Annotated in this window: 28 protein-coding genes; 24 read left to right on the top strand and 4 right to left on the bottom strand. The window is 30.9% G+C overall.

Annotated elements, in window-relative coordinates; translation table 11 throughout:
• Positions 1-75 precede the first annotated feature (75 nt).
• From ACGHJ8_RS12430 to ACGHJ8_RS12365, 14 genes are all read left to right on the top strand, one after another.
• The gene (locus ACGHJ8_RS12430) at positions 76-660 is read left to right on the top strand and encodes a hypothetical protein (protein ID WP_390540656.1); all 585 of its coding nucleotides are present in this window, start codon (positions 76-78) and stop codon (positions 658-660) included.
• Between the two features lie 13 nt (positions 661-673).
• Positions 674-865 (top strand): hypothetical protein, encoded by a 192-nt coding sequence (locus ACGHJ8_RS12425; protein WP_390540654.1) that lies wholly within the window; start codon positions 674-676, stop codon positions 863-865.
• A gap of 125 nt (positions 866-990) precedes the next feature.
• Complete coding sequence (locus ACGHJ8_RS12420; RefSeq protein ID WP_390540652.1) at positions 991-1,125, top strand: hypothetical protein; 135 nt, start codon at positions 991-993, stop codon at positions 1,123-1,125.
• 73 nt (positions 1,126-1,198) lie between these two features.
• Positions 1,199-1,708: a GNAT family N-acetyltransferase gene (locus ACGHJ8_RS12415; protein ID WP_390540650.1), complete on the top strand. Its 510-nt coding sequence runs from the start codon at positions 1,199-1,201 to the stop codon at positions 1,706-1,708.
• A gap of 58 nt (positions 1,709-1,766) precedes the next feature.
• A complete protein-coding gene (locus tag ACGHJ8_RS12410; RefSeq protein WP_390540648.1) occupies positions 1,767-2,591 on the top strand; it encodes a DUF2262 domain-containing protein in 825 nt (274 codons plus the stop codon).
• 37 nt (positions 2,592-2,628) lie between these two features.
• Positions 2,629-2,829: a hypothetical protein gene (locus ACGHJ8_RS12405; RefSeq protein ID WP_390540646.1), complete on the top strand. Its 201-nt coding sequence runs from the start codon at positions 2,629-2,631 to the stop codon at positions 2,827-2,829.
• Positions 2,830-2,851: 22 nt separating this feature from the next.
• Positions 2,852-3,415, top strand: a complete 564-nt coding sequence (locus tag ACGHJ8_RS12400) for a sugar O-acetyltransferase (RefSeq protein WP_087244743.1) — start codon at positions 2,852-2,854, stop codon at positions 3,413-3,415.
• A gap of 67 nt (positions 3,416-3,482) precedes the next feature.
• Complete coding sequence (locus ACGHJ8_RS12395; protein ID WP_087297376.1) at positions 3,483-3,965, top strand: ABC transporter permease; 483 nt, start codon at positions 3,483-3,485, stop codon at positions 3,963-3,965.
• Between the two features lie 68 nt (positions 3,966-4,033).
• A complete protein-coding gene (locus ACGHJ8_RS12390) occupies positions 4,034-4,465 on the top strand; it encodes an HIT family protein (protein ID WP_390540643.1) in 432 nt (143 codons plus the stop codon).
• A gap of 178 nt (positions 4,466-4,643) precedes the next feature.
• The gene (locus tag ACGHJ8_RS12385; RefSeq protein ID WP_390540641.1) at positions 4,644-5,120 is read left to right on the top strand and encodes an Hsp20/alpha crystallin family protein; all 477 of its coding nucleotides are present in this window, start codon (positions 4,644-4,646) and stop codon (positions 5,118-5,120) included.
• 138 nt (positions 5,121-5,258) lie between these two features.
• Positions 5,259-5,891 carry a CDP-alcohol phosphatidyltransferase family protein gene (locus ACGHJ8_RS12380; protein ID WP_390540639.1) on the top strand — a complete coding sequence of 211 codons (633 nt, stop codon included), beginning with the start codon at positions 5,259-5,261 and terminating at the stop codon, positions 5,889-5,891.
• Positions 5,888-6,748, top strand: coding sequence for a phosphatidylserine decarboxylase (locus ACGHJ8_RS12375; RefSeq protein ID WP_390540637.1), 861 nt, complete (start codon positions 5,888-5,890; stop codon positions 6,746-6,748). Before ACGHJ8_RS12380 ends, ACGHJ8_RS12375 begins: the two co-directional genes overlap by 4 nt.
• A gap of 12 nt (positions 6,749-6,760) precedes the next feature.
• Positions 6,761-7,534 (top strand): ParA family protein, encoded by a 774-nt coding sequence (locus tag ACGHJ8_RS12370; protein ID WP_087360438.1) that lies wholly within the window; start codon positions 6,761-6,763, stop codon positions 7,532-7,534.
• Positions 7,521-8,405, top strand: coding sequence for a ParB/RepB/Spo0J family partition protein (locus tag ACGHJ8_RS12365; protein ID WP_390540635.1), 885 nt, complete (start codon positions 7,521-7,523; stop codon positions 8,403-8,405). Before ACGHJ8_RS12370 ends, ACGHJ8_RS12365 begins: the two co-directional genes overlap by 14 nt.
• Positions 8,406-8,477: 72 nt before the next feature.
• On the opposite strand, the gene ACGHJ8_RS12360 is transcribed toward ACGHJ8_RS12365, so the two are convergent.
• Complete coding sequence (locus ACGHJ8_RS12360) at positions 8,478-9,755, bottom strand: ABC transporter ATP-binding protein (protein WP_390540633.1); 1,278 nt, start codon at positions 9,753-9,755, stop codon at positions 8,478-8,480.
• Positions 9,727-11,040, bottom strand: a complete 1,314-nt coding sequence (locus tag ACGHJ8_RS12355) for an FtsX-like permease family protein (RefSeq protein WP_390540631.1) — start codon at positions 11,038-11,040, stop codon at positions 9,727-9,729. Before ACGHJ8_RS12355 ends, ACGHJ8_RS12360 begins: the two co-directional genes overlap by 29 nt.
• A 192-nt stretch (positions 11,041-11,232) precedes the next feature.
• Here ACGHJ8_RS12355 and ACGHJ8_RS12350 point away from each other — a divergent pair, with 192 nt between their 5' ends.
• The 3 genes from ACGHJ8_RS12350 to ACGHJ8_RS12340 all read left to right on the top strand — a co-directional run bounded on the left by ACGHJ8_RS12350 (position 11,233) and on the right by ACGHJ8_RS12340 (position 16,317).
• A complete protein-coding gene (locus ACGHJ8_RS12350; RefSeq protein WP_390540629.1) occupies positions 11,233-12,066 on the top strand; it encodes a DegV family protein in 834 nt (277 codons plus the stop codon).
• Positions 12,067-12,133: 67 nt separating this feature from the next.
• Positions 12,134-14,794 (top strand): DEAD/DEAH box helicase family protein, encoded by a 2,661-nt coding sequence (locus ACGHJ8_RS12345; protein ID WP_390540627.1) that lies wholly within the window; start codon positions 12,134-12,136, stop codon positions 14,792-14,794.
• 83 nt (positions 14,795-14,877) lie between these two features.
• Positions 14,878-16,317 carry a glycoside hydrolase family 1 protein gene (locus ACGHJ8_RS12340; RefSeq protein WP_390540625.1) on the top strand — a complete coding sequence of 480 codons (1,440 nt, stop codon included), beginning with the start codon at positions 14,878-14,880 and terminating at the stop codon, positions 16,315-16,317.
• Positions 16,318-16,361: 44 nt separating this feature from the next.
• Here ACGHJ8_RS12340 and ACGHJ8_RS12335 read toward each other — a convergent pair whose 3' ends face one another.
• Entirely contained in the window at positions 16,362-17,516 is a 1,155-nt protein-coding gene (locus ACGHJ8_RS12335) for a CapA family protein (RefSeq protein ID WP_087243923.1), read from the bottom strand.
• An 84-nt stretch (positions 17,517-17,600) separates the two neighbouring features.
• Between ACGHJ8_RS12335 and ACGHJ8_RS12330 the strand changes: the two genes are divergently transcribed.
• From ACGHJ8_RS12330 to ACGHJ8_RS12315, 4 genes are all read left to right on the top strand, one after another.
• A complete protein-coding gene (locus tag ACGHJ8_RS12330; protein WP_087358279.1) occupies positions 17,601-18,020 on the top strand; it encodes a GNAT family N-acetyltransferase in 420 nt (139 codons plus the stop codon).
• A 94-nt stretch (positions 18,021-18,114) separates the two neighbouring features.
• Positions 18,115-18,486: a GntR family transcriptional regulator gene (locus ACGHJ8_RS12325; RefSeq protein ID WP_087358280.1), complete on the top strand. Its 372-nt coding sequence runs from the start codon at positions 18,115-18,117 to the stop codon at positions 18,484-18,486.
• A 2-nt stretch (positions 18,487-18,488) separates the two neighbouring features.
• Entirely contained in the window at positions 18,489-19,334 is an 846-nt protein-coding gene (locus ACGHJ8_RS12320) for an ABC transporter ATP-binding protein (protein WP_211963019.1), read from the top strand.
• Positions 19,331-19,984 (top strand): ABC-2 transporter permease, encoded by a 654-nt coding sequence (locus ACGHJ8_RS12315; RefSeq protein WP_211963020.1) that lies wholly within the window; start codon positions 19,331-19,333, stop codon positions 19,982-19,984. Before ACGHJ8_RS12320 ends, ACGHJ8_RS12315 begins: the two co-directional genes overlap by 4 nt.
• A gap of 171 nt (positions 19,985-20,155) precedes the next feature.
• Here the strand turns inward: ACGHJ8_RS12315 and ACGHJ8_RS12310 are convergent, their stop codons facing one another.
• Positions 20,156-20,806 (bottom strand): HAD family phosphatase, encoded by a 651-nt coding sequence (locus ACGHJ8_RS12310; protein WP_211963021.1) that lies wholly within the window; start codon positions 20,804-20,806, stop codon positions 20,156-20,158.
• 135 nt (positions 20,807-20,941) lie between these two features.
• Between ACGHJ8_RS12310 and prfA the strand changes: the two genes are divergently transcribed.
• From prfA to ACGHJ8_RS12295, 3 genes are read left to right on the top strand one after another with little or no spacing between them, the layout of a single operon-like run.
• The gene (gene prfA, locus ACGHJ8_RS12305; protein ID WP_390540620.1) at positions 20,942-22,018 is read left to right on the top strand and encodes a peptide chain release factor 1; all 1,077 of its coding nucleotides are present in this window, start codon (positions 20,942-20,944) and stop codon (positions 22,016-22,018) included.
• The gene (gene prmC / locus ACGHJ8_RS12300; protein ID WP_390540618.1) at positions 22,015-22,869 is read left to right on the top strand and encodes a peptide chain release factor N(5)-glutamine methyltransferase; all 855 of its coding nucleotides are present in this window, start codon (positions 22,015-22,017) and stop codon (positions 22,867-22,869) included. The genes prfA and prmC overlap by 4 nt, the downstream gene beginning before the upstream one ends.
• A 4-nt stretch (positions 22,870-22,873) precedes the next feature.
• On the top strand, positions 22,874-23,374 hold the full coding sequence (locus tag ACGHJ8_RS12295; protein ID WP_390540615.1) for a GNAT family N-acetyltransferase: 501 nt from the start codon (positions 22,874-22,876) through the stop codon (positions 23,372-23,374).
• The last annotated feature ends 60 nt before the right edge of the window (positions 23,375-23,434 follow it).

Genomic DNA, 23,434 nt, shown 5'->3' with positions numbered 1-23,434 from the left:
ATATGGTACTCATGTTTCAATTCCATTGAATAGCTGATCTTCTGTTGATATAATATGAGATATAGGAGTAAAAATATGGCTAGAAAGAAAATACCTTCAATTGATGAATTAAGAGATTATCAAGAAAAGCAAAAGGCTTATCTTCAAGATTGTATTAAAAATCATAAAACATTTGTTATAAGTGGTCCAAAGTTTCAAGGAGAAAATATTTGGGTAGCTAAAAGTACTTTGCCTTTAATGGAAGCAGCCAAAGAAGTTGGAGCATCCCCAGAGGAAATATGGCAGCTATGTAGTAAACTATCAACCCTGACATATGCTCCCATAACAAAAAAAGAATATGAGAGAATGATTCCTTTTTCTAAAAAACCCCACACAGTTGATACAGTTCTTCAGTTTTTAGAAAACAATATTCCTCAATATAATCAAAAAAGACATTGTTTAGATTTTGATATTGTTGCTTATTTTTATTGTTATGCATTGATTTCACTTTCAGATTATAGACAAGAAGATTGTCAAAAACAATTATGGTGTGCTGTGAATGACTTTATTGAAAAAGATCGAAATATGGCTATAGCCTTACTAAGAAACATGAAAGTTTTAGAACATACACGTTCATTTTTGACACCAATGAAAGAAAAGTTAGAAAAAGCAATAGAATGAAAAGAGGTCAATTATGAAAAATAAAGATGAAATAAAAACATATATGTTAGAGGGAATGTCAATAGGAATGTGTATTGGTGTATCATTAGGAGTCAATATAGGGATGTTTATCAACAATATTCCTATATGTATATGTTGTGGAATAAGTATAGGGTCAGGTCTTGGTTTGTTTATAGGAGCTTTCATTAAAAAAGATAGGTCTTAAGTTATGGTGGATGAGTTAAAATGATTTAGAATTGATTTGAGAGCAGTTATCTAAGTGAAATAAGATTATATATTAAGTAATGCTCAAAAAAATAAACAATGTCTAGGATATTGAGGTGAAAAGTAATGAATAAAAAAAGAAAGATTCATTTGGGGTTATATGGAATAGCTATTCTAGTGAGCTTGTTTGCTTTATATACGTTTATCTTTGTTTTGGATAATGGATTAGGTAGAAAATTGCCTTCATTATTATTGGTCTAGGTTGGCTTGTATCTGGATTCATAGAAAATTTTAAAAAGTAGAATAATGTTCATTTGAGGAGATAGAGTAGATTATGATATTAGAAACAGAGCGTCTATATTTAAGAGAGATGAATCAAAGTGATTTTGAAGATTTAGCTGAAATTTTACAAAACCCTAGAGTGATGTATGCTTATGAGCATGATTTTTCAGATAATGATGTACAGGAATGGCTTGATAGACAAATAACAAGATATAAAAAATATGGTTTTGGATTATGGGCAGTTATATTAAAGAATACAGATGAAATGATAGGACAGGCTGGTTTAACTATGCAATCTTATAAAGGTACTGAAGTGTTAGAAATCGGTTATTTATTAAAAGAAAGATTTTGGCATCATGGATATGCAAGTGAAGCAGCCAATGGATGCAAAAAGTATGCTTTTGAACAATTAAACAGGGATAAAGTTTATTCTATTATAAAATCAGATAATTATGCTTCTATGAAAGTAGCCAAAAGTATGGGAATGAAAAAAGAAGATGAATTTGTCACACAATACTATAATGGGGATATGCTTCATTTTCTATATTCTATTTACAAATAAATTAGAATGAAATAGGAATATTGATTACGTAAATAATCAAGAAAAGGTGGAATGAGTGATGTCAGTACAAACAGATTTTGAAAAAGGATTTGAAACAGAAGAATATGAAATGCTTATTTTAGTTCAATCATCATGCAAAGGAGCAGCAAATATAGAAGATATGCTGAAACCATCTGTTGATTTTTTTGCATCCATAGATTTGCGTACAGGTCAGTTCTTTCATGAGAAAGGTCGTCTTGAATGGCTTATCAAAAATGATAATAAACGTATAGGATGGGGATATGAATTTGAACAATTAGGCATTTATCGTGTTACTGTTAGAAAATGTATACCGCAAGATCAGACACCATATATGAACAATAGATATATGCTTATCAATGTGCTTGAAGAAAATGCTTCAAATGAAAAATTAAAAGCTTTGAAAGCATATTATGCAAAACCAATTACTATAGAAAATGAATTAGGTTCTTTTGCCTTAGATAGAGAATTTTCATGGTTTGAAGGAAGTATCAATTGGAATGGAGTAGATGCCAATGTTTATTTAGAAACTGATGAGGAAGATGGAGATACAGCTAAACAAGCAATGAAGGTATTAAAAAGAGTAGTAGATAATATTGTGGAGAATGATATAAAGTACCGTGAATTTGCTGCAGAAGAACTCACAGAACTTGCCAATGAATGGATGGATGCATCAGATGAAATTGATTCAGAAGAAATCACAAAAGAAATATTTATGAAGCGTATGGAAATGAGTGAAATAATGGTGAATTCAGATGGAAGTTTGTCTTTGCTTTACAATGATGATGATATGTTCTGGGGACATGTTATTGAAATAGATGTTGATTCAAGTGGAAAGATTATAAGTGCTTATATAGCTGGATAAGAGTAAAAATCTGAAAGTTAATGTGGTGAAAAATATTATGAAAAAAAAGGTCAATAAAAAAGATGAAATAGAAACATATATGTTAGAGGGGATGTCAATAGGAATGTGTATTGGAACATCACTAGGAGTCATTATAGGACTGTTTACTGATAACATTCCTATATGTATATGCTTTGGAATAAGTATAGGTTTATGTGTGGGGTTAGGAATAGGCTCTTTAATCAAAAAAAATAAGTAGTAGTTTAAAATTATAAAAAGGAATGATAAGATTGAAAACAGAAAAAGAAAAAATGATTTCTGGAGAAAAATATAATCCTGCTAATCCCAGACTTGTTCTTGAACGAGCACGAGCAAATAGAATATGTACTAAGTATAATAAAAGAAGTTTTAATGAGATCAATATGAAATCACGATTAATGAGAAAATTAATAAATACTAACGGAAAATTTTGGATTAAACCACCATTTTTTTGTGATTATGGATATAATATTTTCATTGAAAAAAATGTTATGCTTAATTATGGTTGTGTCATATTAGATGTTTGCCCTGTAAAAATAGGAGAGCATACTTTAATAGGACCAAATACCCATATTTATACAGCTTGTCATTCATTAGTTCCAGATGAAAGAATTTCAGATATTGAATTTGGCAAACCTGTAACTATTGGTAAAAATGTATGGATTGGAGGAAATTGTACTATTTTACCGGGAGTGACTATTGGGGATAATTCGGTTATTGGTGCTGGAAGTGTTGTAACAAAAGATATTCCAAACAATTCTATAGCAGTAGGCAATCCGGCAAAAGTGAAATCAAAAAATGAGTGATATAAATTAAAATACTATTAGTAGGTGATAGAAGAAATGAGTAAATTGGAATTTGGAGTGAAACAGAATGATTATAATAATCGAAACCGTAATTTTATGTATCGCGTTTTTTCTAATATGTTTTTGGGGAACAGGTACAGATAACAAAAATTTAAAAAGCTATTCATCTTATCCAGATGAAGTGCAAAATCGAATAAAGAGTATTGCAGAATATCAAGGAAAATTTAAGGAAAGCAATAAAGTGGTTACATTTATATCCAATTTTCTGTTATTTCTGTTCGTACTATTTATATTAGGGTTGTTTATCAAAGAAAATGGCTTCACACATAATTTTCTTTGTTTATGTATTATAGGACAGGGATTGAATATCTTTGACTTATTTATTGTAGACCTTTTATGGTGGCGGAATACAAAGCGTGTTCGTTTAAGAAAAATACCAGAAAAGGAATTGTATCAAAATCCGAAAAAGCATATAGAAGCGTTTATCAGAGCCTTTATTATGTATCTGCTAATTGCTCTGATAGACGGATATATATTGACACTTTTATAGGAATAGATATAAGTAAATCCTAATTTAGTGAGGTGATTAAAATGTGTTTAATTTGCGACAGAATAAAAATGATAAAGAATGGTACAAATCCATATTTTGTAAAAGAACTTGAAACTGGTTATGTGGTTATTGGCGATAATCAGCATTTTAAGGGATATACTTTATTTCTATATAAAGATCATAAAACAGAATTATTTCATTTGGAACCAACGCAAAAAATGAAGTTTTTAGAAGAAATGTCTATTGTAGCTGAAGCAGTTTCTAAAGCTTTTAATGCAGAAAAAATGAACTATGAATTATTAGGAAATGGAGATACACATCTTCACTGGCATTTATTTCCAAGAGTCAATGGTGATTTAGGAAAATATGGTAATAATGGTAAGGGACCTGTCTGGTGGTATCCAATGCAAAAAATGTATGATGATTCTAACTGTCCTACAAATGAAGAATTAAGGATAATGAAATCAAGATTATTAATGGAATTAGATAAACTCTTGTAAATACAGATTTTTAATAAATTCATATGATTATATGTTGACATAATGTGTGAAAAAATGTTTTTAGCACTCAATGCTTGACTCTGCTAAAATAGAGGGCTATAATATAAATAGAAATAAGGAAAGAGAATAAAAAAGGCAATCCTTACTTCTCATATCAAACATTGTTCATTCTCTAACAATGCTTAGAATTGTTATTCAAGAGGTGATATTTATGTTAATGCCTAGTATTTTTGGAGAAAGTTTATTTGATGACTGGTTTGATGATTTAGATAAGGAATTCTTTGGAAAGAAGAATCCATTATATGGAAAACATTCAAGAAATATGATGAAAACAGATGTAAGAGAAACAGAAGGAACATATGAATTGGATGTAGATCTTCCGGGCTTTAAGAAAGAGGATGTGGAATTGACATTTGAACAAGGATATTTGACAATCTCAGCTAAGAAGAACTTGAATAAAGATGAAAAGAATAAAGATGGACAATATATCCGACAGGAAAGATATGCAGGAAGCATGAGTCGAAGCTTCTATGTAGGAGAAAGTGTTCCACAGAGTGATATTAAAGCAAAATTTGAAGATGGTGTTTTAAGAATTTCAATTCCAAAACAGGATATGAAAGCTATTGAAAACAACAACACAATCATGATTGATTAATGTCATAAGAGTTCGAAAAATCGGACTCTTTTTTTGTAGACAATTCACGAAATTTCTTCTATTATAGAAAAGTCCTATAAAAACATGGAGAAGTATGCTATAATACAACCGTTAAAATAAAAAGTGTGGGAGAAAGATATGATTGGTTTTTATAATTATACTGTCATATTAACTTATTTAAGTTTAATCAGTGCTTTATTTGGAACACATTTAGCATTTAAAGGAAATTTTAATGGAGCACTTATTTGCTTATTATTAAGTGGTGCATTTGATTCCTTTGATGGAATGGTGGCACGTACAAAGAAAGACAGAACAGAAGAAGAAAGAAAATTTGGAATACAAATTGATTCATTAGCTGATATGTTTAGTTTTGGTATATTTCCAGCTATTATTGGTTATACCATGATGGATTCTATTGTGTGTGGTGTAACTTGGCTATGGTTTTTTATCTTTGCGTTTTATGCACTTTGTGCTATTAGCAGATTAGGGTATTTTAATGTTGTTGAAGAAATGCGTCAAAATACAACAACTGAAAAAAGAAAATATTATCAAGGGTTACCTGTCACAAGTGCATCTTTAATATTTCCAGCTGTTTGTTTATTAAGACATTTTTTGACAGTGGAAATGACATATAGTATATATGCGTGGGTTATGTTTATTACAGCATGGGCATTTGTTATTAATTTTAAAGTGAGAAAGCCTGGTTTAAAAGGAATTTTGGTCATGTTAGTTGTTGGTATATTGATTTGTACAGGATTGATCATGTTATGAGAGTTGTGAATCGTCAAGGACAGGAATTAAAAGTCAATCAAAGTCAAAATCGTTTATTAAAATTATTATATAGTCATTTTTTAGGAAGATGTGCACTGAAAGTGTTAACCCTTCCTTTTATTACCCATATAGGTGGATTGTATATGAATAGTCGTTTATCAAAACGTCAAATTCAACCATTTATTCAAAATTATCATATTGATATGAGTCAATATGAAAAACAGGATTATCGCTGTTATAATGATTTTTTTACAAGACAAATCAAAAAAGAAGCAAGACCCATATGTCAAGATCATCATGTTTTGATTGCTCCAGCTGATTCTAAATTAACGTATTATCGCATTGGAGAAGATACAAAATTGTGGATTAAAGATACGATGTATTCTTTATCAGATTTATTAGGGAACCATGAACTGGCTCAACAATATGATGGGGGAACATGTCTGGTGTTTCGTTTATCGGTTGATGATTATCATCGTTATTGTTTTATTGATGATGGTTCTAAAGAAGAAGATGTTTATATAAAAGGTGTTTTTCATACAGTGAATCCTATCGCTAATGACTATTACCCTATTTATAAACAAAATTCTCGTAGTTACTCTTTATTACATACATTGCATTTTGATGATGTAATTTATATGGAAGTTGGGGCTATGATGGTTGGTAAGATTGTTAATCATTCGCTTGATTCTTTTTGTCGTGGTGATGAAAAAGGTTATTTTGAGTTTGGTGGTTCAACGATTGTTGTTTTATTGAAAAAAGATATAGTTGAAATAGATGAAGATATTGTGTGTCACTCATTACAGCATGATGAAACACGTGTATTGATGGGTGAAAAGATTGGAATGAAAAAATAAGGAGGAAAGAAAATGTCAAAGGTTATAGCTGTTACAAATCAAAAGGGTGGTGTTGGAAAAACAACAACAAGTGTCAATTTAAGTGCAGCTCTTGCTTATATGGGGAAGAAAGTCTTGTTGATTGATATTGACCCTCAAGCTAATGCAACACAGGGATTGGGTGTTGACCGCTCATCTTTGGAATATACAATTTATGACGCTATTACACAACAAATGCCAATTAAAGAGATTCGTATTGCTTCTGGTGTTGATAACCTTGACATTGTTCCAGCAAATATTGATTTGGCTGGTGTGGAAATTGAATTGTCACAAGTCAAATCAGGCAGAGAACAAAGACTAAAATCAGCATTGGGTGATTATAAAAATCAGTATGATTATGTGATTATTGATTGTCCTCCAGCATTAGGTTTATTAAACACCAATGCTTTAACTGCAGCTGATTCTGTGTTGATTCCTGTTCAATGTGAATATTATGCTTTGGAAGGTTTAACACAATTATTAAATACAATTTTATTAACGCAAAAAGTATTTAATGAAAACTTGACAATTGAAGGTGTTTTATTAACGATGTTAGATGCCCGTACGAATTTAGGGGTAGAAGTTTCACAGGAAGTTCGTAAGTATTTTAGAGAAAAAGTATATGATGTCGTGATTCCTAGAAATATTAAATTATCGGAAGCACCATCAGAAGGATTGAATATTTTTGATTATGATGCTCATTCAGAAGGAGCTAAGGCTTATGCAAAACTGGCAAAGGAAGTGGTGAAACGTAATGGCCGCAAGTAAAAAGAAAAAAAGTGGTTTGGGAAAAGGATTAAATGAATTATTTCAAGGGGAAGATATTCAAACAATGATTGATGCGATTGAGAAGAAGCCTTCTCAGTTTGCTCAAATACAAGTTCCTATAGATCAGATTCGTCCTAATCCATATCAACCGAGAAAGCATTTTGATGAAGAAAAATTAAATGAGTTGGCACAATCTATTAAGGAACATGGTATTTTTCAGCCTATTATTTTAAAACAGGCAATACAGGGTTATGAGATTGTTGCGGGAGAAAGACGTTATCGTGCTGCTTCGATTGTGGGATTGGCAGAGGTTCCTGCGATTATTGTGGATTTTACAGATCAGCAGATGATGGAGATTGCCTTATTGGAAAATATTCAAAGAGAAGATTTGAATGCGATTGAAGAAGCACAGGCATACCAGACAATGATGAAAAAACTGGATTTGACACAGGAAGAATTGGCGAAACGTATTGGAAAGTCAAGAGCCCATGTTGCCAATACTGTCAGACTTTTAAAGATGCCACAAAAATTACAGGATTATGTTCTAGATGGAACATTAACAATGGGACATATTAAGCCTTTAATTACCATTGATGAAAAGAAAGCTTTAGAAGTTGCAAAAAAAGCCATTGATCAACAATTATCTGTAAGAGAAGTCGAAGATATTGTGAAAGGGATTAAACTTCAAGAAGCAAGAAAAGCCAAACCAAAAGAAGTGAAGCCTAAAGAATATGTTTATGTAGAAGGATTGTTACGTAAAAAATATCGTACGAAGATAAAAGTAGATGAACACACGATTACATTAAAATACACTGATACTAAAGATTTAAATCGTCTTTTAGAATTAATGGGTGTCATTGAAGAAGAATAGAAGATATGTTGTTAAGCATATCTTTTTAATTGAAAAGCATCACTTTGAAGTGATGCTTTTGACTATATTGTTTTACGATTTATAAGAAATAAGATCTTTATGTGTTCTTTGATAATATTTTTGACGACTGTAATCATCGGGATATTTTTGATAGGTTTCTTCGATATGGCGAGGATCATCTATAGGAATGTGAAGTTGATGGAAATAATGAATAAAGTAGATAAAATCATCTCTGTTTTTCAGTTTCAATTGATAGACACCTTTTGAACTGACACAATCTAAAAGGATATGAAATACATATTGACTAAGAAGTCCAAAATTAACAAAGTGAGCAGAAAGGTTCATACGTATTTCTTGAATATCTTGTAAATTAAATTGAATAGAATCATTTCTTTTGTTTTTATATGATATTTGTGTACTATCAATGAATAAAGGTGTACTGTTTTTAAGAATGTTTTCATCGCTTTTAATACCTTCCATTACCATATAGACGGTTTGTCTAGAAACAAAAGCAATGTCCTGATCTTGAACTTCTATTTGGTGAGAAGATGATTGTAATTGAGGTTGTGTCTGATCAAATTCAAACAAAAGAGTATCACGATGAATAATCTCATTAATCTGTTCTAAAAATTGTTTTTGAGTTGCTTGATTTCTATGAATCACTGTTTTGATTCCACCATCATAAAGATACATCATTGTTTTTCCATAACTGGCAATCATGGAATCATGTGTGACTAAGACAATCGTTGTTTCTTGTTGATTGAGTTGAGATAAAAAGGTCATGAGTTTATGAGAATTTTTAGAATCTAAATTACCTGTAGGTTCATCACAAAACAAGATTTCTGGTTGATTGACAAGGGCACGAGCAATGGCTGTTCTTTGACATTCACCACCAGAACATTCATGAGGAAACTTATCTAGTATTTTTTCAATTTCTAACATTTTTGCGAGTTCATGAATTCTTTTTTCAATTTCTTGATTTTGTTGATGTCCTAAAATAAGAGGAGCCGCAATATTATCAAATATAGATAAATAAGGAATTAAGTTATGATTTTGAAAAACAAATCCCAATTTTTGAAATCTAAATTCACATAGATCATTTTGATGAAGTTTTGATAAATGCTTTCCAAAGATTTGAATATGTCCAGATGTAGGTTGATCTAAGGTAGATAAGCAATTTAATAACGTACTTTTTCCTGAACCAGAAGGTCCCATAATACTTATAAAATCACCTTTTTGTAATTCAAAATTGACATTATTTAATGCATATATATTTTTCCCTCTTTTTAAAAGAATATCAGGATCATAAACCTTAGAAATGTTATTCGCTTCGATTAAGATATTTGACATAACTTGTTGCCTCCTTCATGAATTGTTTTTCTTTATAAATCATAGAAACCATAAAAATTAAATAAGAAATGAAATAAAATATTTCTAAACCATACATGATTTGACTCTCTAAAATCTGATTTTGAATAATATATTGTCCTAAATAATGAATATAGAGATAAGGAATCAAAACAATGAAAAGGAAAAAGAATAAGTTTTTAAAAAGTGATATTTGAAAAAGTTGACGTATACTATATCCTAAAGCTCCTTGTGTTGCGTATATTTTTTTAAGAGATTGTAGATAGAACATATATTTCATCACAATACACATCAACAATAATATCAATAACATTATAAAACATGGCACAACCAGTAGTGTGATATGATTATTTGGATCGCATAACATCAATAACATAAAAAGTGAAGGTAAAACGATGGAATGGATGTTTGTGATGGATAAGAGCTGATGGGTAAGATACATATAACTTGTAAGAGAGTGAAAGAGGAGAGAATGATGAGTGATTTGTTTATGGAATAAATCAAATATAAGGGGAATAAACTGATTAGAAAGATATATGATGGATGAAAAACATAAGAGAAAATAGATGAGTTTATTTTGGAGTATTGTATTATGAACAAGGGCATCAATGGAATAGAAAAGAATGATGATTTCAATAATGGATATGAAAATACGAGAAAATGGAATTTTACGTTTATAGTAATGACGACTCATGAAGATTTGATAAGGAGCGATTTCTTGTGTGGTTTTTTGATGAAGTGTTTCCATCATATGACAGTCAATATAAGTTAATTGTTTGGCACTTAATGCAAAAACAATAATAAGAGTAAAGATCAGAACAAATACATCAATAAAAATGGTATAAGGTATACTATAGAAAAAAGTGAAATGATTGGCTAAGAATATATTGATCATTTCAATAAGTAAAATACCTAAACCTATTCCTATGATAAATGCTGTAAGTAGTATCGTACCAAATTGAATCAACAGATAAATGAAAAGGTCTTTAGGTTTTCTTCCAAACATCAATAACATAGAAAATTCATGTTGTTTACTTTGAATAAAGTATTGAGATAAAAAAGCACTTAAAACAACAGAAATAAATAATGACATAAAGGGGATAAAACTGATAGCCATGAAGATTATGGGATCAAGTAAGAGTTGATTTAAATAATCAAACATAGCAATAAAACAAAATTCAAATGCAAACAACAACGTCATCATAACAAAATAGAGTAGATAATTCTTCTTTTGTGATTTGATAGTTTTGATTGTAAATACGAACATATCTATTCCTTCTTTCTACTTATATAATACTACTGTAATAAAATAATTTAAATAATTTTCGATATTTTTAATAAAATTATCAATAGATTTACTTCTCTATTAAATATGGTTTTAAAAACTACATTTATATTGACATTCAAATGTATATTTGTTAATTTATAAATAGAGATAATACATATGAGGAGAATGAGTATGAGAATTATTACGGATACTGGGGCATTATATTCACCTGAAGAAGGGAAGAAATTAGGTTTTGATGTTTTACCATTAAATGTTATTGCTGATAAAAAGAGTTATAAAGAATATGTGGATATATCAAGTCAGGAGTTTTTAGAAATTGTTAAGGAAGGACATATTCCAAGTTCATCACAACCTTCCATTGGAGAAACTATGGAAATGTTTGAAAAATATCCAAATGAAGATATTCTTGTGATTAATATGGCAGATGGTCTATCTGGAACATATCAAAGTACAGTGAGTGCGAAAGAAAGTGTAGATCATAGTGAAAATATTCATGTGATTAATTCTATGACTTTATGTGGACCACAAAGATATTTAGTGGAAAAAGCTGTCGCTTTAAAAGAAAAGGGCATGGATATTCATCATATGATGAAAGAACTGCATAAAAGTATTGCTTGTGAAAAATCGTTTTTAATTCCACAGGATTTTGGATTTTTAAAACGTGGTGGACGTTTAACACCATTAGCAGCAACACTGGGAGGCATGTTGAAGATTACCCCTATTATGACAACAACAAAAGATGCGAAAAGATTAGAAAAATATGCGATGAAAAAAACTTTAAAAAGTGCTATTAAAGAAATTATCAAGGCTTTTCAAGAATTGGGTGTTAATGAAGACTTTAAGATTTATGTGACGCATGCAGGAGTTTTACAACAGGCACAGGATGTTGTCAAACAGTTACAAAAAACATTTGAAAATACAGTGATTGAGATTTATGAACTTTCACCTGTTTTTATTGCTCAAGGTGGACCAGGATGTATTGCTGTACAAACGATTAGAAAATAAAATGAATAGACTGTTAATGATGTCATTAATGGTCTTTTATTATATAATAAAAAAGAAGGTGATCAAAATGAATTGTCAAGATATTTTGGAGTTTCAGGGAGTCTGGAGAGATTATCAACAAAGAATATTAGATCAATTAGATATTTTGAAGAAGGATCAGAAAATACATATTGTTGCAGCTCCAGGTTCTGGGAAAACAACATTGGGAATAGAAATCATAAGATTAGTCAATCAGCCTACATTAATTCTGGTACCTACGATTACAATACGTCAACAATGGGTATCAAGAATAAATGAAGCTTTTTTAAAAAAGGGGTTAAAAAGTGAAGATTATATATCACAAGATTTAAAACATCTAAAATTAATCAATGTAGCGACATATCAATCTATTCATAGTGCCATGAAAAAAGTGAGTCAACAAGATGATGAAGAAAATATGGATTATCAAGATTATTCATTGATTGATGCAGTTCGTGAAGCAGGGATTCAAACTTTATGCTTAGATGAATGCCATCATTTAAAAACAGAATGGTGGAAGGCTTTAGAAGATTTTAAAAAAGAAATATCGTCTTCGCTTTTTACTATTTCTCTAACAGCGACACCACCTTATGATTCAACACCGGCAATGTGGACAAGGTATCTGGATATGTGTGGAGATATTGATGTAGAAATTACTGTACCAGAACTTGTAAAAGAGGGGAGTTTATGTCCTCATCAAGATTATGTTTACTTTAATTATCCAACAGCTAAAGAAGAAGCCAAGATGAAAAAGTTTCAAGAAGATGCACAAACTGTTTTTGATTATTTCATGTCAAATTCTTTATTTCAACAGGCAGTCTTATCTCATCCCTACGTACAATCTGTTCAAGATTTAGATCAAGCCTTAGAAAAACCGGCTTATTTATCGTCTTTATTGATTTATTTAGAAAGTCAGCACTTGTCTTATCCTCAAGCATATTTGAAAATATTAGGAACAAAGACACTGGAACCTATGTCTATTCAATGGATGGAAATATTATTACAAGGTTTTTTCTTTGATGATTGTGATTCTTATACAATTTTAGAAGAAGATTTTCAAGAATTATATCAATATATAAAATCTTATGGGATGATTGATAAAAAGAAAGTCGTTATGCAAGTCGATATAGCTTTTGAAAAGATGATGATTTCATCAGTGGGGAAATGTGAAAGTATCAAAGTGATTGTCAATCATGAATATCAAAATATGCAAAAGAATTTAAAACTTCTGATTTTAACAGATTATATTAAAGCAGAGTATGAAAAAGCCATTGGTGATGAAAGTATGAATGTTCATGCTTTAGGCGTCTTGCCATTCTTTGAAATGTTAAGAAGGGAAAGTATTCAGCAGGTTCAACCTTTTCGTTTGGCAGTATTATGTGGTTCAATGATTATCATCCCTGCATGTTTTCAAGAACAATTAAAACAACTTGTAGAACAAAAGGATCGTATAGTTTTTCAACCATTAAAGAAGATCGATGATTATGTGAAAGTGGAAATGAAAGGAAATCATCAAGATATCATTAAAGCAGTGAGTACATTGTTTGAACAGGAAGATATTCAAATACTCATTGGAACCAAATCATTACTTGGTGAAGGATGGGATTCTCCTTGTGTCAACACTTTAATTCTTGCGAGTTTTGTAGGTTCTTTTATGTTAAGCAATCAAATGCGTGGGAGAGCTATTCGTACATATGTTAAAGATCCAGATAAAGTCAGTCATATCTGGCATCTGGTTTGTATTCCACCTCATAAGGGAATTATTAATCGTCGTCAATTTATTGAAGACAATGAAAGTGATTTTGAAAATTTAAAAAGAAGAATGGAACATTTTTTAGGTTTGCATTATGAAAAAGATTTTATTGAAAATGGAATTGAGAGATTAACAGCCATTCAATATCCATTAACACGTGCACATATCAAAACAACAAATCAAAAAATGTTAGCATTATCATCTAAACGCAATCAGTTAAAAGAAAGATGGCAACGTTCTTTAGCCATCTATGATAAGATTGAAGTTGTTGATGAGATTGAAACAGAAGACCAGAATATAACAAGTGTTTTATTATATGATGCTTTAAGACATATGATGATTATGATTGTCAGTTTTATTTTAGCATTTATTGTAGTTATTGCATTGATGGTATTTTTTGAAATAACGAGTACGTATATCATGTATTTGTTAGTGACTTATGTGATGGTTGGGTTAATGACTGTATTTTTGAAATTGAAGAAAGTTTTGACTTGGAGAAATCCTTTAAATCGTTTACAGGCTTTTGGTGATGGCATTTATCAGGCTATGCTCAATATGCATATGTTTGAGTTGTTGAACTGTCGTGTACAAACAGAATCCCAAGCAGTTTTCTATTCTATTTATTTGAGTGGTGGAACAGCTCATGATAAGGTGTTGTTTGCGAAATGTGTGAATGAGTTTTTTGATGAAATGGATAATCAACGTTATATTCTCTACAATAAGCATCAAAGACCAAAAACAAATCGTTATTTTGTTGTGCCGGATGTTTTTTCTAAACGTAAAGAAGATGCGATGATTTTTGCAAAGTGTATGCAACCTTATATTGGAAGATATGAGCTGATTTATACACGAAATGAACAGGGAAGAAAGATTTTACTGCAAGGAAGAAGGGATGCTTTGGCTAATCGGCAAAACAGACTTCTTACAAGAAAGAAAGTTAAAGGGGCTTTAGAATAATATATTTCTTTCATTGTTTGAAAATATAGCGAAATAAAATGAGTTTTTAATTATAATAAGTACAAAAAGGAGGAGTAAAAAATATGAGTTTCTCTAAAGGATTTTATTGGGGTGGAGCAACTGCTGCCAATCAATTAGAAGGAGGATGGCAAGAAGGAGGAAAAGGTGTTTCTTGTCCAGATATTTGTACTGGTGGAACAGCAACCGTTAGTAAAAGAATTACACCTGTTTTAGAAGAAGGAACATTTTATCCAAGTCATGATGCAATTGATCATTATCATAGATATAAAGAAGATATTGCATTGTTTGCCCAGATGGGATTTAAAATGTATCGTTTTTCTATCGCATGGACAAGAATTTTTCCAAATGGTGATGAAGAACAACCTAATGAAGAAGGATTAAAGTTCTATGAAAGTTTAATTGATGAATGTTTAAAATATGGTATTGAACCAATGGTGACTATTTCTCATTATGAAGTTCCATTCCATCTCACAAAGAAATGGAATGGTTGGGCTGATCGTAGAATGATTGACTGTTATTTAAATTTCTGTAAAGCTATCTTTACACGTTATAAAGGAAAAGTCAAATACTGGTTAACATTCAATGAAATCAATAGTGCGACAACACCAATGGGTGGATTTTTATCTCAAGGGATTTTAAACGAAATCAAAACAATGGATTTTATGGATCAGGTTGATAATCCAAACAATCGTTTTCAAGGATTACATCATCAATTTGTTGCCAGTGCTTTAGCTGTAAAAATGGCTCATGAAATTGATCCAAATTATCAAGTAGGATGTATGCAAATTATGGCAACAAGTTATGCTTTAACTTGTAACCCAGAAGATGAAATCGTGAACCAACAAAAAGGGCATTTAATGAACTGGTTCTGTAGTGATGTTCAATGTCGTGGAAAATATCCTAACTATATCAAGAGATATTTTAAAGACAACAACATTACAGTACATATGGAACCGGGTGATGATGATATTTTAGCGGCTGGACCAGTTGATTTCTACACATGTTCTTATTATATGTCAAATTGTCAAACGGCTGACAAATCTAAAGAATCTGGTAAAGGAAATATCTTAGGTGGGGTTCCAAACCCATACTTAAAAGCAAGTGACTGGGGATGGCAAATTGATCCAATTGGACTTCGCTATTCATTAAATGAAATCTGGGATCGTTATCAAAAACCAATCTTTGTCGTAGAAAATGGATTAGGCGCTTATGATAAGATAGATGAAGATGGTAAAGTTCGCGATGATTATCGTATAGATTATTTAAGAAGTCATATCCAACAAATGCATGAAGCTGTTTTAGATGGTGTTGATTTAAGAGGTTATACACCTTGGGGATGCATTGATTTGGTTTCTGCTTCAACAGGGGAAATGGCTAAACGATATGGATTTATCTTTGTTGAAAGATATGATGATGGAACAGGAGATTTCTCTCGTCGTAAGAAAGAATCTTTCTACTGGTATAAAAAAGTTATTGAAACAAATGGTGAAGATTTAGATTAAAAAATAACCGCACTTTGAGTGCGGTTATCATTTTATAAAGCTATTTATTGAAGTTGATGATTTGATAGCTTTTCAGGTATAAGTTTTTGATAAGTTTGTTGAATCCATTCTTTTGTCAGACCATTATGATAATGATAATGTGATGTTTCATATTGAGTTGTATATTGATCATAAGGAATAAGTTTAAAGTTTTGTAAATGTTCATCATAGTAATTGATAACAGGGATATAGTCAATGTTTTGAATAGAAATTTGATTATTTTCTTCTACAATGTCAAGTGAAACCATCATTGAAACATTATATGCATTTTTAAATTCCTGGTGAGTACGATCGACAATAGGGTCTGCACTTACAAAATTTCCTAGAGAATACATACATAAAGTGCGATTATTATTGATCCATTCCATAGGTTGTGAACAATGAGAATGATTACCAATAATAATATCAACACCTAAATCACTAAGCAATTGAGATACTTCTTCTTGTTGAGTTGAAATATCATATGTAAATTCATTTCCCCAATGCATCATTGCAATCAAGACATCACAGTTTTCTCTAGTTTGAGTCACTTCTTTCGTTAATAAATCTTTATATGCCTGTGTCATTTTTCGGTCACTAGGACGATTAAATAAAGCAACTTTGGCTTGATTTTCATCACTGACAATTTGATTTGTTGCATATGTATAAGATACAAAACCAAACTTTATTCCATGAATAGTCATATATTTTCCTTGATCTCTATCATCTTGATTATAGTAAGTGCCCACAGCTAAAATATCTTTTTCTTTTAAGAAATCAAGGGTATTATCAATGCCCTGATTTCCTCGATCATTAGCGTGGTTATTAGCAGTTGAAACGACTTCTAAATCAAGCGATGCTACCTGTTTACCAATTTCACGAGAAGCATTAAAAGAATAGCCTGTCCCAGAAATGTTCAGTTCTTTACCACCAATAGGTGTTTCCAGATTAGCAATGGATAAATCATCATTTTGTAGATAAGGTCTTACCAAATCATAATAGCCTTTATCTTGGCTATCATCTTCGATCCAGTCATAATAAGGCTTCTCATATAATAAATCACCAATAAAATGACAGCTTACTGTGTTTTTTGTTTCTTCTTTTTGAGGTTGTGTTTGTGGTTGCGGTTGACATCCAACAAGCAAAAGGACCAAACAAACAAATAATTTTATTTTTTTCATGAAATCACCATAATGATTGTATAATATTGTCGAAAGCTGTTCAATACCTATGATATAATAAAATATAGAGAAAAGAGGGTTTATATGATTGAAAAAGCAAGATTAGAAGATTGTGATGAGATTTATGACTTAATGTGTATATTAGAAAATCAGAAATTGGATTATGATCATTTTAAACAAACTTATCACCAGGGAATCAATAGTAATGATGTGATATATCTGGTTTATCGACAAGATAAAATATTAGGGTTTTTAAGCTTTCAGATTCATCATTATTTACATCATAATCAAGATACAGGAGAAATTGTGGAACTGGTTGTTTTACCAGAATGTAGAGGCAAACGTATTGGACAACAGTTATTACAGGCTATAGAGAAAAAAGCGATTGATCTTCATTTAGAACAAATTGAATTATCAACATCTACATATAGAAAACAGGCTCATCATTTTTATGAACAAAATGGTTATGAAATGTCGCATTATAATTATACAAAGAATTTATAGGACTATGAAAATAGTTCTTTTTTAATATAACAGCATATAACAGTTGACAACAGTTTCATACTGTTATATACTGTTTATGAACAGGAGGGAGAAAATGAAAATTATTATTAATCATTCTTTAATGACACCTATATATGAACAAGTTGTTGATCAAATCAAAACAATGATAAGAAAAGGAAAACTTAAAGAAAATGATCAGTTACCATCTGTTCGTACTCTCTCAAAAGAGTTGAAAATAAGTGCCCTGACTGTCAAGAAAGCGTACGATAACTTGGAAGAAGAAGGGTTTGTAGTGACAGTTCATGGAAAAGGAACATATGTGAGTGCGAATAATCGTGAATTGTTATTAGAAGAACAAAAAAAGGAAATCGAAGCCGATTTGGAAATGGCCATTCAAAAAGGTAGAAGATGTGGAATCAGTGATGAAGAATTAAAGAGTTTATTTGAGATGATTCTGGAGGGTTAATTATGTTAAAGGTAAAACATTTAAAAAAGAATTATGCTTCATTTTCATTAGACTGTTCTTTAGAAGTCAAACCAGGTTATGTCACTGGCTTGATAGGACAAAATGGAGCTGGAAAGAGTACAACATTTAAAGCTATCTTAGGGTTAATTCAATGTGATGGAGGATCAATTGAAATATTTGGTCAATCTGCTTTGAATGAAGAGGATAAACAGTTATTAGGTGTTGTTTTATCGGATTCAGGTTTTAGTGGATATTTAACAATATCAGATATTATTCCTATATTAGAGAATTTATATAAACGATTTGATAAATCATTTTTCTTACGTATGGTGAATCAGTTTGAATTGCCTAAAAATAAGAAAATCAAAGAATTTTCTACAGGGATGAAAGCAAAATTGAAAATTATCGTTGCGATGAGTCATCAGGCTCAACTGTTGATTTTGGATGAACCAACAGCGGGGCTAGATGTGATTGCGAGAGATGAATTGCTTGATATGATGAGAGATTATATGGCAGAAGATGATCAAAGAGCTATTTTAATCAGTTCTCATATTTCCAGTGATTTAGAAACACTTTGTGATGATGTCTATATGATTCATAATGGTCAAGTGATTATGCATGAAGAGACGGATGTTTTATTAAGTGAATATGCTTTATTAAAAGTAGATGATCAGCAATTTGAACAGTTGGATAAGGCGTATATCTTAAAATACAAAAAAGAAAGTTATGGTTATAGCTGTTTGACTCATCAAAAACAATATTATAGAGAAAATTATCCTAATATTGTATTAGAAAATAGTCATATTGATGATGTGATGACAATGATGATTAGAGGTGAAAAATCATGAAAGGTTTATTGATTAAAGATTTTAAATTGATGTTAATGCAAAAGAATTTCTTTATCATTATTATTGTTGTGGCATGTTTGATATCAATCAGTTCGCAAGATCCAACTTTTATGATTGGTTTTATAACATTGATTTTATCATTATTTACCGTCAGTACGATTTCTTATGATGAATTTGATAATGGTTATCCATTCTTATTAACACTTCCTTTTTCTAGAAAAACTTATGTTTTAGAAAAGTATGTTTATGGATTGATTTTAGGAACAGGAGCCTGGATAGTATCAGTGATGATATGTAGCTTGATGCTTATTGTTCAGGGGAAGCCTGTGACTTCAGATATGTTGATTGGAGCTTTCGTGATTTTACCGATGTTTCTTGTCATAGAATCATTGATGATACCTGTTCATCTTCGTTTTGGTGGAGAAAAAGGAAGATATGCTCTCATTGCTTGTGTAGGTGTCCTTGTTGTGATTGGATTTGTGGTTATGAAAATAGTGGAAATCTTTCATATTAATGTTCTTCCATTGATTTTAGCTATTGATGCTTTAGGTCCAGTAATGTTTATGGTGATTCTTTTGATGATTGGATTTTTAATTATGTTGGTCTCTTTAAAAGTCAGTCTATCTATTATGAATAAAAAAGAATTTTAGGAGAATCATCAATGGATTTCACAATACTCATGGTTGTGTTGCTTTTAGGGGTTGGGATACCGACGAGAAATAAGGCTATTCGAGCTTATCGTCAAAGAAAGAATCGAAAGAATAGAAAAAATGATCAATGAAAAAAGATTATCAGTTTTTGAGGCTGATAATCTTTTATGTTTATAAATTGTCAATATAATCAATAACTTGATGAAGTGAATCAAGAATACAAGTTGTTTTGTTAGCATAATCTTCATCAGGGTATTTCATATCTGGAATACAAATCACAGATATATGAGCGTTATGGGCTGCTTGTATACCTGCTTCACTATCTTCTAAGACAAGGGCTTCACTTGGCTGAACATTTAACTTTTGACAAGCGTTCAAGAAAACATCGGGAGCAGGTTTTCCATGTTCGACCTCATCACCACAGATCACATCATCAAAATAATTGAGAATGCCATTATCAGTTAATAAAGCATTGACTCTTTCACGACGACTTGAAGTAGCAATCATTGTTTTATAATGATGTTCCTTTAAATAAGTCAACAATTCAACAAGACCATCTTTTAATGGAACACCATCTCTTGCAAATTGTTCATCCATTAACTGATGTACCTTTTTCGCAACTTCTTCAATAGGAAAATCTTCGCCATATTGATCAAACATTGCGCGTCTTGTTGCTTCCATAGTACGCCCTAATAAAGTTGTATAAAACTCTTTTGTCATTTCTAAGTTCATTGTTTTTAAAACATCTTTATAACATTGATAAGTGACATTTTCTGTATCAATCATTAATCCATCCATATCAAAAATAACCGCTTTTAACATTTTTTATTCCTCCACTTTATATTGAGTATAAAAAAATGATCTATCTGTGTCAATGAAAAAACAAAGATTATGACAAGATTATTTTGCTTATTTTGAATGTTTATATTATAATGGTAACGGTTTGGAGGTTAGAGTATGAATAATATGATGGAAAGATTGGAAACAATCGCAAGAAGATATGAAGAATTAAATGAAATATTAATGGATCCAAGCATTGCAAATGATGTTCAAAAGATGACAGAAGCCTCTAAGGAACAGGCAAGTCTGGAAAATGCTTATCAGTTATATCAAGAATATAAAAAGGTTTTAGATGGAATTGAAGAAGCCAAAGAATTACTTAAAGAAAGTGATCCAGAAATTAAGGAAATGGCTGAACTGGAATTAAGTGAATTAGAAGAAAAGAAACCTCGATTAGAAGAAAAACTTCATTTAGAATTAATTCCTAAAGATCCAAATGATAATAAAAATGTTATTGTTGAAATTCGTGGAGCTGCTGGTGGAGATGAAGGAAATATCTTTGCTGGTGACTTGTATAGAATGTATGTGAAATATGCAGAGTCACAGGGATGGAAGATTGAAGTTTTGGAAGCACAGGATAGTGAAGCTGGGGGCTATTCTTTGATTTCCTTTATGATTAAAGGGGAAGGTGTTTATTCAAAATTGAAGTTTGAATCTGGTTCACATCGTGTACAACGTGTACCAAAGACAGAAACACAGGGACGTGTGCATACTTCTACAGCGACTGTGCTTGTGATGCCTGAAGCAGAAGAAGTTGATTTTGAATTAAATCCATCTGATTTAAGAATTGACACATATCGTGCATCAGGTGCAGGAGGACAGCATATTAATAAAACAGATTCAGCAGTACGTATTACACATATTCCAACAGGTGTTGTGACAACTTCACAGGATGGACGTAGTCAGCATGACAACAGAGATAAAGCAATGCGTGCAATGCGTACAAAATTATATGAAATGAAATTACGTGAACAGGAAGAAGCTATTGGTAGTGAACGTCGTAGTAAGATTGGAACTGGAGATCGTAGCGAAAAGATCAGAACCTATAACTATCCACAAAATCGTGTCACTGATCACCGTATTGGATTAACAATTCAACAGTTAGATCGTATCATGGAAGGAAAACTGGATGATATTATTGAAGCATTAATTAATGAGGATCAAAGATTAAAATTATTAGGAGAACAACAATGATTTTAAGAGATTTGATTCGTCAAAGTGAAGCGATGTTAGATGAAAAAGATAAGGATTGTAATGTCGCAAAAGTGTTGTTTTATCATTTAGCAAACATGGAACCACATCAATTGTATTTAATGATGGATGAAGAAGTTGATGAAGAATTATTAAAACAGTTTCAGGATGGTATGCAAAGATATATGAATGGGGAACCTATTCAATATATTAATGGAAAAGAAAACTTTTTCTCTAGAGATTTTATTGTTAATGAAAATGTTTTGATACCACGTTATGAAACAGAAGAACTGGTAGAAAATATTCTTTATAAAATTGATGATTATTTTGATGATTATTCATCTATTGATTTATGTGATGTTGGAACAGGTTCGGGGGCGATTGCGATTACTTTAGCGTTAGAAGAACCAAAGCTTAAGATTGTCGCAACGGATATTAGTGAAAAGGCACTAGAAGTAGCGAAAGAAAACGCTAAGGAATTAAATGCTGATGTGACTTTTTATCAGGGAGATATGTTACAGCCACTGATTGAACAGCAACAGAAGTTTGATATATTTGTATCTAATCCTCCCTATATTCCACAAGATCAGGATATTGAAAGTGTGGTCAAGGATAATGAACCACATGTGGCATTGTTTGGGGGAAATGATGGGTTATATTTTTATCGCAAAATCTTTCAAGACGTTAGACAAGTTTTAAAAGATCGTGCTTTATTGGCTTTTGAAATGGGTTTTGATCAAAGAGAAATCATGTGTGAAGCAGTAGAACATTATTTTCCAGACATTCCTTATGAGATTATAAAAGATATCAATGGAAAAGATCGTATGTTGTTTATTTATTATCATTTGAGTTAAGTTTATGGAAAAGATATTAGAAACTCCTAGATTATATTTAAGATGTCTGCAATTGACAGATGCTGTGCGTATGAGTGAATATCGTTCAAAAAAAGAAGTTGCTCATTATCAGTCATGGAAAAAGTATTCTATAAAAGATGCAACAAAACGTATTCAACAATGTTTAAAGTTCACTTCTTTTTATCTACCGAAAACAAATTATCATTTGGCTGTTATTTTAAAAGACAATGATATCATGATTGGTGATTTGTTTGTAGATGTTGTTAATGAAAAAGTTTTTGTTTTAGGTTATACATTGGATAGTGTTTATTGGTCTAAGGGCTATGGAAGTGAGATTGTTGAGGCTTTTTGCCAATATATGAAAGAAACATATCATTTTCAAAAAGTCATTTGTTATGTTTATAAGGATAATCAACGATCTATTCACTTATTAAAGAAATTACAATTTCAACAGTTTGAAGAATCTTATTTCTATCATGATGTAGGTTATATGAAATATTTATAAAGCTTTCATAAAAAAATGAAGGCTTTTTCATATTTTTTCCATATGATTATTGTATAATGA

It is taken from the genome of Massiliimicrobium timonense (genome assembly GCF_042850985.1).
GTDB lineage: Bacteria > Bacillota_I > Bacilli_A > Erysipelotrichales > Coprobacillaceae > Allocoprobacillus.
This window is presented reverse-complemented; position numbering and strand designations above follow the sequence as displayed.